Origin of the sequence: Faecalibacterium sp. Marseille-Q4896 (assembly GCF_017377615.1) — a bacterium.
Lineage (GTDB): Bacteria > Bacillota > Clostridia > Oscillospirales > Ruminococcaceae > Faecalibacterium > Faecalibacterium taiwanense.
Genome location: NZ_JAFREG010000011.1, coordinates 67,318 through 76,336 on the forward strand (window position 1 = coordinate 67,318; position 9,019 = coordinate 76,336).

The window sequence follows — 9,019 nt, forward strand, 5'->3', positions numbered from 1 at the left end:
CCCTCCTGCAATTCCGTTGCACACGCAACGGTATTTTTGACTCTATTATAGTAAACTTAGACCCGCAAAGCAAATGATTTTGCAAATTTGCCTTGTAAAAAATATGAAAAGACCGACCCATGGTTCTGTGCAAAATTTTCAGGCACAAAATGGCGCGGTCTTGTGAGGAAAGAGGGAACCCCGCATGAAAAAACTGACATCCATGCTGCTGGCTCTGGCCCTTGTGCTGAGCCTTGCCGCCTGCGGCGGTGCGGCATCCAGCTCTGTTGCATCCAGTGCAGCTTCCAGCGAAGCTGTCCCCGAGGCTGCTTCGGAAGCCGCTTCCAGTGAGGAAGCAAAGGAACTGTCCACCACCGATGCTCTGCGCATTGCCGGCCTGAAAGGCCCCACCACCATGGGCCTTGTCAACCTGCTGAGCATGGAAGAGGATGGCACCGCTTCCATGGATTACGACCTGCAGCTTTACGGTGCTGCCGATGAGATCGTGCCGCTGCTGATGAAGGGCGAGCTGGACATGGCTGCCATCCCGGCAAATCTGGCCGCCACCCTGTATCAGAAGACGGAGGGCGGCATTCAGGCTGTGGCCGTCAACACGCTGGGCGTGCTGTACGTAGTGGAAAAAGGCGGCGATACGATCCAGTCCATGGCAGACCTTGCAGGCCGTACCATCCTGTCCACCGGCAAGGGCACCACGCCGGAGTACGTGCTGCGCTATCTTCTGAACGCCAACGGCATCGACCCGGACAAGGACGTGACCATTGAATACTACAGCGAGGCCACCGAGGTCACGGCCCAGATGGCCAATACCGAGGATGCCATTGCAGTTCTGCCCCAGCCCTATGTGACTGCAGCCGGCCTGCAGGACGACACCCTGCGTGTGGCCCTCGACCTGACCGAGGAATGGAACAAGGTCGCGGATACGCAGCTCATCACCGGCGTGACCGTGGTGCGCAAGGAGTATGCCGAGGAACACCCGGATGTTGTGGCCGCATTCCTTACCGACTACGCCAAGAGCGTGGAAGCTGCCAACGCCGATTTGGACGGCACTGCCGCTCTGTGCGAGGGGCAGGGTGTTGTGGCCAAGGCTGCCATTGCCAAGAAGGCCCTGCCCAACTGCAACATCGTCTGCCTGACCGGCGACGAGCTCAAGACCAACGCATCCGCTTATCTGCAGGTGCTGTTTGATGCCGACCCCAAGGCAGTGGGCGGCGCAATGCCCGGCGACGATTTCTACTGGACTGCCGAGTGATTTCTCAATAAGCCATCTCTCCGGCCGCTGTGCGATTGGTACGCACGGCGGCTTTTTTGTTTGCACAAAATGCTTGTATCCCAGCTTTTGTGCTCCCTGCACAAATTTAAAGACAATTTTTTGTGAACGAAAATGAATGGAATTGACTGAAAGCGATTGATTTTGGCGCTGCATTTGCTATAATAAAGATGAAATCAACCAAAACAACGCACAAACGGTCATAAACCGTCAAAGATAAGATCAAACCAAAGGAGAGGATGCCGATGCTGGCAGAAGAACGCTTCAGCCTGATCATGGAACAGCTGAACCGCAAGCGCACCGTGACAGTGCAGGAACTGTGCGAGGCGCTGAACACCAGCGAATCCACCATCCGGCGCGACCTGACCGAACTGGACCGGCTGGGCAAGCTGAACAAGGTGCACGGCGGTGCCACCCTGCCGGACAGCCGTTTTCTGGCGGATGAACCCACCATGGAGGCCAAGGAGTCGCAGGCTGTGGAGCAGAAGCGCAGCATCGCGCAGGCGGCGGCAAAGCTCATCAACGCCGATGATTTTGTGTTCATCGATGCAGGCTCCACCACGCTGGAGCTGGTGCATGCACTGGCGGGGGATGCCCTCAAAGCCAGCTATGTGACCAACGGCGTGGCCCATGCCCGGGCACTGGCCCGAAAGGGCTGCCGGGTGTATCTGCCCGGAGGACTGCTGCGGCCCCAGACCGAAGCCATTGTGGGTGCACCCACAGTCACCAGCCTGCAGCGCTACAATTTTACCAAGGCGTTCATGGGTGCCAACGGTGTGGCGCTGGATGCCGGTTTTACCACGCCGGACCCCGAGGAAGCTGCCGTGAAAGCAGCGGCAGTGCACCGTGCACGGGAAGCCTGGTTCCTTGTGGATGATGCCAAGTTTTCCCGCATCTACCCGGCAGTCATTGCCGACCTGCAGGGCGGTGCCATTCTCACCAACCGCTGCCCCAACCCCAAATACAAACAATTCACGCTGGTAAAGGAGACGGAAGTATGATTTATACCGTAACATTCAACCCGGCCATTGACTATGTGGTGCGTTTGGATGCACCGCTGGAAGTAGGCGAGGTGAACCGCGCCAAAGGCGAGGACTGCGTGCTGGGCGGCAAGGGCATCAATGTGTCCGGTGTGCTGGCACAGCTGGGCTGCGAGAGCGTGGCGCTGGGCTTTGTGGCCGGTGAGACCGGCGCATGGCTGGAACGCGGTCTTGCTGCACAGGGCTTAAAGACCGATTTTGTGCATCTGGAACAGGGCATGACCCGCATCAATGTCAAGATCAAGGCAGGGCAGGAGACCGAGCTGAACGGCGCAGGACCCGACATCCCGGAGAGCGCCATGCAGGAGCTGGAAAAGAAGCTGGACAGCCTGAACGAGGATGATATCCTCATTCTGGCGGGCAGCATCCCGGCAAGCCTTTCGCGGGATACCTACGAGCGGCTGCTGGCCCGGCTGCAGGGCAGGGGCGTGCGTGCTGTGGTGGATGCCACCCGCGACCTGCTGGTGAACGTGCTGCAGTACCACCCCTTCCTCATCAAGCCCAATAACCACGAGCTGGGCGAGATTGTGGGCAGGGTGCTGACTACGGACGAAGAGATCATTGCTGCGGCCCGCACCCTACAGCAAAAGGGCGCTCGCAACGTGCTGGTAAGCATGGCGGGCGACGGTGCCCTGCTGGTGGACGAAAATGGCGAGGTGCACCGCATCGGCTGCCCCAAGGGCAAGGTCGTAAACAGCGTGGGCGCAGGCGACAGCATGGTGGCCGGCTTTGTGGCTGGCTGGATGCAGACCCGGAGCTATTCCTTTGCACTGCGTCTGGGCACAGCCTGCGGCAGCGCAACGGCGTTCAGCCTTGGCCTTGCCACCAAAGAAAAAATCGACGAACTGCTGAAGGAAATTTGACCCTCTGTGACGGAGAGGGCTGCAGTTATACAGGAAGGGAGAAAAATCATGCGTATTACGGAATTATTCACCGCGCAGTCCATCGCACTGGATGAGGCTCTGACCGATCAGGAGCAGATCATCAGCCGTCTGGTGGAGCTGCAGGCCACCCATGGCAACATCACGGACAAGGATGCCTACAAAAAGGCCCTTTATGCCCGTGAGGCGGAGGGCTCCACCTATGTGGACAACGGCATCACAGTGCCCCACGCCAAGACCAATGTAGTCACCCGGCCCAGTCTGGCGGCGCTGCGGCTGAGCAGCCCTGTGCAGTACAATGCCGAGGACGACGGTACCACCGACCTGCTGTTTGCCATTGCGGCTCCGGAAAACGGCAGCCTGCATGTGGACATGCTGGCCCGTATGATGCAGATGCTGATGAACGAGGACTTTGTAGAAAAGCTGAAGGCCGCAAAGACCCCTGCAGAGTTCCTTGACTGCATCGATGCACAGGAGGAGGCTCAGTTCGGCGCGGAGAGCTTCACCCAGCAGGAGATCCCCCAGAGCGGCTACCGCATTCTGGCCGTGACCGCCTGCGTCAACGGCATCGCCCACACCTATATGGCAGCGGAAGCCCTGACCAAGGCCGGTGACAAGCTGGGTCTGCCCACCAAGGTGGAGACCAATGGCTCGGATGGAGCAAAGAACATCCTCACCAGAGAAGAGATCGCAAACTGCGACGGCATCATCGTGGCAGCAGAAAAGAAGGTGGAGACCGCCCGCTTCGACGGCAAGCCGGTGCTGTTCACCCGGGTGGACGATGGCATCCACAAGCCGGAGGAGCTCATCAAGAAGATCGTGCACGGCGAGGTGCCTGTTTACCACGCCGAGGGCGGCGCACAGGCCGCCGAGGATGCTTCCGGCAAGGACAGCTTTGGCCGCGCTCTGTACAAGAACCTGATGAACGGTGTCTCCCACATGCTGCCCTTCGTGGTGGGCGGCGGCATCATGATCGCACTGGCGTTCCTGCTGGACGATTACACCATCGATCCCTCCAACTTTGGCATGAACACCCCGGTCGCTGCCTTCTTTAAGACGGTGGGCAGCGCAGCCTTCGGTTACATGCTGCCCATCCTGTCTGCCTTCATCGCCATGTCCATCGCGGACCGTCCGGGTCTGGCGGTCGGTTTTGTGGGCGGTGTGCTGGCCATGAACGGCACCAACTTTGCGGGCATTGCAGCGGGTGAGACCACCGGTGTTTCCGGCGGCTTCCTTGCGGCACTGCTGGCCGGTTTTGCTGCAGGCTACATCGTTGAGTTGCTGAAAAAGATCACCGAAAAGCTGCCTGCCAGCCTGAATGGTATCCGTCCCATGCTCATCTACCCGCTGGGCGGTATGCTCATCCTCGGTGCGGTGATGTGCGGCATCAACCCGGTCATGGGTATGATCAACACTGCCATGACCGATTGCCTGAACGCCATGGGCGGCACCTCCAAGGTGCTGCTGGGTGCCATCGTGGCCGGTATGATGAGCATTGATATGGGCGGCCCGTTCAACAAAGCAGCTTACGTCTTTGGCACGGCAGCCCTTGCCTCCGGCAACTATGAGGTGATGGCCGCTGTCATGGTGGGCGGCATGGTTCCTCCCATCGCCATCGCCCTGTCCACCACCTTCTGCCCCAAGAAGTGGACTGCCGACGAGCGCCGCAACGGCATCGTGAACTACGTCATGGGCCTGTGCTTCGTCACCGAGGGTGCAATCCCTTATGCAGCAGCAGATCCGCTGCGCGTCCTGCCCAGCTGCGTGGCCGGTGCAGCGGTGGCCGGTGCGCTCTCCATGACCTTCGGCTGCGCTCTGCGTGCACCGCACGGCGGCATCTTCGTGTTCCCAGTCGTGGACCATACCGCTCTGTACTGTGTGGCGCTGGCTGTGGGCAGCGTGCTGGGTGCTGTGATCCTGAGCCTGCTCAAGAAAAACCGTACCGACGCAGAATAAACGCCATTTCCTCCATATTCGAGATACTTCATAAAGCCGCAGCAAGCCCCCGGGGAGACCCGGGGGCTTGCTGTATTACGCAGGATCGCGCGAAGGATCAGAAGGATAAAAAGAAAAAGTAACCGCCCACGACTTCCAATCCAATCAGATATAACATGATACACCCGCTGTCAAAAACGCGGCAAGAACCATTTTCACAAAAAATGCAGCAAAGAACAGCGCGAAACACCGCATTTGCTGGAAAAAGCTTTGCAGCCGCCCTTTTGGATTGCACCCGGTTTTTGAGTGTGGTATACTGTTTCTGTTATGGAAAAGTTCCGGTGCGGTGTGCCGGGCACAGCAAAGAGGAAAAAGGAAACGAACGATGAAAATTGGATTTGACAACGACAAATATCTCTCGATGCAGTCAGAACATATCCGCGAGCGCATCAAGAAATTTGACAACAAGCTCTATCTGGAATTCGGCGGCAAGCTGTTCGATGATTACCACGCGTCCCGCGTACTGCCGGGCTTCCAGCCCGATTCCAAGCTGCAGATGCTGCTGCAGCTGAAGGATCAGGCCGAGGTGGTCATCGTTATCAGCGCCGAGGACATCATCAGCAACAAGATCCGCGGCGACTACGGCATCACCTACGATCTGGATGTGCTGCGCCTGATCGATGCCTTCCAGGAAGTAGGCCTGTATGTGGGCAGCGTGTGCGTGACCAAGTATGCCGCTGCACCGGAGGTGGAGGCCTTTGAAAAGCGGCTGAACGGTCTGGGCATCCGCACCTTCCGCCACTACAAAATTCCCGGTTATCCCAACGATGTGGCCCGCATCGTCAGCGACGAGGGCTACGGCAAGAACGATTACATCGAGACCCAGCGCCCGCTGGTGGTCATCACGGCCCCCGGCCCCGGAAGCGGCAAAATGGCCACCTGCCTTTCCCAGCTGTACCATGAGTACAAGCGCGGCGTGAAGGCCGGTTACGCCAAGTTCGAGACCTTCCCCATCTGGAACATTCCCCTCAAGCACCCGGTGAATCTGGCCTACGAGGCCGCTACAGCCGACCTGAACGATGTGAACATGATCGACCCGTTCCATCTGGAAGCCTACGGCGTGACCACCGTCAACTACAACCGCGATATTGAGATCTTCCCGGTGGTGAACGCCATGTTTGAGCTGATCGCCGGCAAAAGCCCGTATAAGTCCCCCACGGACATGGGCGTGAACATGGCAGGCAACTGCATCGTGGACGATGCGGTCTGCCGCGAAGCCTCCCGCAAGGAGATCCTGCGCCGCTACTTCAAGTGCCTGTGTGAGCAGAAGATCACCGGCACGGTCAAGGAGACCGAGCGCTACAAGCTGGAACTGCTGATGAATCAGGCCGACCTGACCGTGGGCCAGCGCGAAGTGGAAAAGCAGGCTCATGCCCGCAGCGAGAGCACCGGCGGGGCCCCTGCTGCCGCCATTGAGCTGCCGGACGGCACCGTTGTTACCGGCAAGACCGGTCCGCTGCTGGGTGCAGCAGCATCTGCTCTGATGAATGCTCTCAAGGTGCTGGCCGGTATCCCGCAGGAGACCGACCTTGTGAGTGCGGCTTCCATTGAGCCCATCCAGACCCTCAAGACCAACTATCTGGGCGGCAAGAATCCCCGCCTGCACACCGACGAGATCCTGATCGCGCTTTCCAGCTCGGCTGCTTCCAACGAGCAGGCTGCAGCGGCCATGCATCAGCTGCCCAACCTCAAGGGCTGCGATGTGCACTCCACCGTGCTGCTTTCGGGTGTGGATACCAGCACCCTGAACCGGCTGGGAATGTACCTGACCTGTGACCCCGTTTACGAGGAAGAGGACCGCAAGTACCACAAGCAGTAAATTATACAAAAAACAAAACAGGCGCATCCAAAGGCCGAAAGGCTGGCGGATGCGCCTGTTTTTCATTGGTTCAGATGCCGGTAAAATAAGGTCTGTACTTTTCTGCGTACAGCTGGGTGCCCATGCGGCGCAGGCCGCCGTACAGGTGCCGCCGGATCAGCGGTTCAATGGCATCCAGGTCTTTTTCCCGGATCACCCGCAAAATTTCCCGGTGCTCGCTCAGCACATCTGGCACATTGTTGGCCCGCACCACATCCAGACGGGTAAAGCGGGAATAATCCGGCTGCGGCTTGGTCAGGTTCTGCCAGATGTACCATTTGTTCATGCTGCAAAACCAGATGGCGTGCATTTCCAGATCCAGCGTCAGGAAGGCATTGATATCCACATTGTCCGGGTCGGTCATGGTCTGGGCCATCTCTTCCAGTAGGTCATATTTGTGCTTGATTTCGATGTACTCTTTGGGCGAACAGACCTGAATGAAATCGCGCAGCACCGTGCTTTCAACGGCTGTGCGCTGGTATACGATCTGATCCACGATATCCAGATTGATGGGGGTGACGATGGTGCCCTTGCAGGGAATGATCTGCACAAAGCCGTTCTGTTCCAGCCGCTGCAGGGCAGCGCGCACCGGTGTGCGCGAAATGCCGAACCGTTTGCACAGCTGATTTTCGCTGATGGTCTCTCCGGGCTTGATCTTCAGCGTAACGATCTCATATTCCAGCGTCTGGTAGATGTCCTCTGGATGCAGCTGTTCAGCCATGGGCTCACACTCCATTTACATAGTTGATGATAAGATGTTTCTATTTTAGCCTGCCAAAAAGAGATTGTCAACGCATGAGAATGAAGTATACAATAGCCTGTATACAAGTATAGGAAAAGCTCCGAAATTTATCATATCTGACAAAAATTGATATATCAGATGAAAATGAACGGAATTGTGTCATCAGATTGTAACAGTTTTCACGAGAAACGGATAAGATTGTTAGTTATGCACAAAGAAACTTTACGAAGTTGGTGAAGTTTGGCTCTTGTGCGGATGTGAATTTTCTGTTACGATTAGCGTGCAATGAAAATGCTGTATACAGGGGCCGCCAAAAACTTTGCTAGCGTATAAGGTAAAAAGGCACCCCTGAAACAAGGAGGAAGAAGATTATGAAAAAGATCTCTCGTCGCAATTTCCTGAAGGTGTCTGGTGCAATGGCAGCTGCAGGTGCTCTGGCAGCCTGCGGCGGTTCCGGTGCATCCACTCCGGCTGCTTCCGGCGCAGCATCCACCAGCACTGCAGCAAGTGCCGCAGCAGCCGGTGAGGACAAGTTTGCATCTCTGGGCGACTTCACCATGACCGTGGGTCATGCACAGCCCGAAGGCAACCCCCGCTTTGTTTCCATGGAGCAGTTTGCCGCCGATGTGGCAGAGGCCACCAACGGCCATGTGAAGATCGAAGTTTACGGCAACGGCCAGCTGGGCACCGAGAAGGAGATGCTGGAGCAGGTCGTGGCCGGCACCGTGCAGGGCATGCGCGGCGGTCAGTTCGACTTCAGCCCCCGGCTGCTGATGTTCACCCTGCCCTTCCTGACCAACACCCGTGCGCAGGTCACGGCTCTGCTGCAGAGCGATCTGGCACAGAAGGTGTGCGCTGAGGCCGAAGGCGAGACGGGCACTGTCATCATTAACCTGTGCGATGCAGGCGGCTACCGCCAGTTCTCCAACTCCAAGCACCCCATCAAGGCTCCCGCAGACCTGAAGGGCCTGAAGATGCGCACCAACGGTATGAAGACCATTGACATGACCTTCCAGGCAATGGGTGCTACCACCACTACCATCCCGTACTCCGACCTGTACATGGGCCTGAAGACCGGCGTTGCAGACGGTCAGGAGAACCCCTGGGTCAATGCTCATGTACGGTAAAGAAGCAAGCAACCGAAAACAATAGATAGACCGCCAGCACTACACTATTCCGAACCAAAGACCAAAAGATAAGCATTTTGAGAAAATCTAAACTTTTGGATTTTCCTAC

At 57.4% G+C, this 9,019-nt stretch carries 7 protein-coding genes; 6 read left to right on the forward strand and 1 reads right to left on the reverse strand.

Annotated elements, in window-relative coordinates; translation table 11 throughout:
• Positions 1-184: 184 nt before the first annotated feature.
• The 5 genes from J3348_RS13165 to J3348_RS13185 all read left to right on the forward strand — a co-directional run bounded on the left by J3348_RS13165 (position 185) and on the right by J3348_RS13185 (position 7,002).
• Positions 185-1,249, forward strand: coding sequence for an ABC transporter substrate-binding protein (locus J3348_RS13165; protein WP_207699139.1), 1,065 nt, complete (start codon positions 185-187; stop codon positions 1,247-1,249).
• Between the two features lie 263 nt (positions 1,250-1,512).
• Entirely contained in the window at positions 1,513-2,268 is a 756-nt protein-coding gene (locus tag J3348_RS13170; protein ID WP_207699140.1) for a DeoR/GlpR family DNA-binding transcription regulator, read from the forward strand.
• Positions 2,265-3,170: a 1-phosphofructokinase gene (pfkB, locus tag J3348_RS13175; protein WP_207699141.1), complete on the forward strand. Its 906-nt coding sequence runs from the start codon at positions 2,265-2,267 to the stop codon at positions 3,168-3,170. The genes J3348_RS13170 and pfkB overlap by 4 nt, the downstream gene beginning before the upstream one ends.
• Before the next feature lie 48 nt (positions 3,171-3,218).
• Positions 3,219-5,144: a fructose-specific PTS transporter subunit EIIC gene (locus tag J3348_RS13180; RefSeq protein ID WP_120081413.1), complete on the forward strand. Its 1,926-nt coding sequence runs from the start codon at positions 3,219-3,221 to the stop codon at positions 5,142-5,144.
• A gap of 364 nt (positions 5,145-5,508) precedes the next feature.
• Positions 5,509-7,002 (forward strand): DUF1846 domain-containing protein, encoded by a 1,494-nt coding sequence (locus tag J3348_RS13185; RefSeq protein ID WP_097776665.1) that lies wholly within the window; start codon positions 5,509-5,511, stop codon positions 7,000-7,002.
• A 70-nt stretch (positions 7,003-7,072) separates the two neighbouring features.
• On the opposite strand, the gene J3348_RS13190 is transcribed toward J3348_RS13185, so the two are convergent.
• On the reverse strand, positions 7,073-7,762 hold the full coding sequence (locus J3348_RS13190; protein ID WP_044954305.1) for a GntR family transcriptional regulator: 690 nt from the start codon (positions 7,760-7,762) through the stop codon (positions 7,073-7,075).
• 392 nt (positions 7,763-8,154) lie between these two features.
• On the opposite strand from J3348_RS13190, the gene J3348_RS13195 reads away from it, so the two are divergent.
• Entirely contained in the window at positions 8,155-8,910 is a 756-nt protein-coding gene (locus tag J3348_RS13195; protein ID WP_242702999.1) for a TRAP transporter substrate-binding protein, read from the forward strand.
• Positions 8,911-9,019 lie beyond the last annotated feature (109 nt).

What these genes read in the sequence shown, in the direction of transcription:
- J3348_RS13195 (WP_242702999.1), top strand. Translation starts at nt 8,155, where the DNA reads ATGAAAAAGATCTCTCGTCGCAATTTCCTGAAGGTGTCTGGTGCAATG.
- J3348_RS13165 (WP_207699139.1), top strand. Translation starts at nt 185, where the DNA reads ATGAAAAAACTGACATCCATGCTGCTGGCTCTGGCCCTTGTGCTGAGC.
- J3348_RS13190 (WP_044954305.1), bottom strand. Translation starts at nt 7,762, where the DNA reads ATGGCTGAACAGCTGCATCCAGAGGACATCTACCAGACGCTGGAATAT.
- J3348_RS13170 (WP_207699140.1), top strand. Translation starts at nt 1,513, where the DNA reads ATGCTGGCAGAAGAACGCTTCAGCCTGATCATGGAACAGCTGAACCGC.
- J3348_RS13180 (WP_120081413.1), top strand. Translation starts at nt 3,219, where the DNA reads ATGCGTATTACGGAATTATTCACCGCGCAGTCCATCGCACTGGATGAG.
- pfkB (WP_207699141.1), top strand. Translation starts at nt 2,265, where the DNA reads ATGATTTATACCGTAACATTCAACCCGGCCATTGACTATGTGGTGCGT.
- J3348_RS13185 (WP_097776665.1), top strand. Translation starts at nt 5,509, where the DNA reads ATGAAAATTGGATTTGACAACGACAAATATCTCTCGATGCAGTCAGAA.